Source organism: uncultured Rikenella sp., assembly GCF_910579375.1.
Lineage (GTDB): Bacteria > Bacteroidota > Bacteroidia > Bacteroidales > Rikenellaceae > Rikenella.
The window spans coordinates 1-1034 of record NZ_CAJTUJ010000238.1; the positions used below are offsets into that span (position 1 = coordinate 1).

Below are 1034 nucleotides of genomic sequence, written 5' to 3' on the forward strand. Positions count from 1 at the left end.
CGATACCGTACATTCACGGGATGACGGTGGGCGAGCTGGCGAGGATGCTCGACGGGGAGGGGATGTTGCGGGGAGGGGCGCGGTGCGGGCTGACGGTGGTGCCGATGGAGGGGTGGCGACGGGAGATGGGGTGGGAGGAGTGCGGGCTGCCGTGGGTGGCGACGTCGCCGCACGTTCCGACGGCGGAGGGGGCGCTCTACTATCCGGCGACGGGGACGATCGGGGAGCTGGGGACGCTCCATATCGGGGTGGGATACACGTTGCCGTTCCGGACGGTGGCGGCGGGGTGGATCGGGGATGCGGAGGGGTTGGCGCGGAGGCTCAACGGGTTGCCGGAGCTGGCGGGGTGTCGCTTCCGGCCGATTCACTACAGGCCGTTCTACGGGGCGGACAAGGGGAGGATGATGCACGGGGTGGAGATTTTCCTGCCGAGGGAGGCGGGGAAGGCTGATTCTCTTCTCTTTACGCTGGTTCCTTTCTACATCCTACAGGAGCTGGCGGCGATGGCGCCGGGGCACAAGCCGTTGGAAGAGGCGGCGGAGGGCCGGTTGGCGATGTTCGATAAGGTACTGGGAACGCGGCAGTTGAGGCGGATGTTTCTCGAGGCGGGATGTCGGGTGACGCCGCAGATCAGGGGGTTCTGGAGGCCGTCGAGGGGGTTTCTCGAAAAACGGGGAAAATATCTGATATACTGACCTTTATTATTATCCTGGATCTGGCCGCCCCGGGCTACCGCTGGTCAGCTTCAGGCGTGCTGGACGGCTACGGCAACGTCGGATTTTGCTATTCGTCGTCGGTGCACGGCAGCGGTGGGATGTACTTGTACTTCAACACGCAGCTCCTCTACACCAGCCTCTCGGACAGCCGCTCCCACGGTTTTCAGTTGCGTTGCCTCTCGGAATAAACGGGGGTGCTGCTCGCGGGGGGCAAGGGGCCGGGTCTACCCCAAAGAATCGGGCAGCCTCTACCCTAACCAACTGATCGGATCTATCCTAAATAACCGGCGGCCTCTACCCTTTCTTGGTCTGACTTTA

1 protein-coding gene is annotated in these 1034 nt (G+C 63.3%); it reads left to right on the forward strand.

Annotation, left to right across the window (positions count from 1 at the left end; genetic code table 11):
* On the forward strand, positions 1-695 hold a 695-nt coding region (locus QZ302_RS10005; RefSeq protein WP_294594982.1), incomplete at its 5' end, for an exo-beta-N-acetylmuramidase NamZ domain-containing protein.
* Positions 696-1034: the final 339 nt, after the last annotated feature.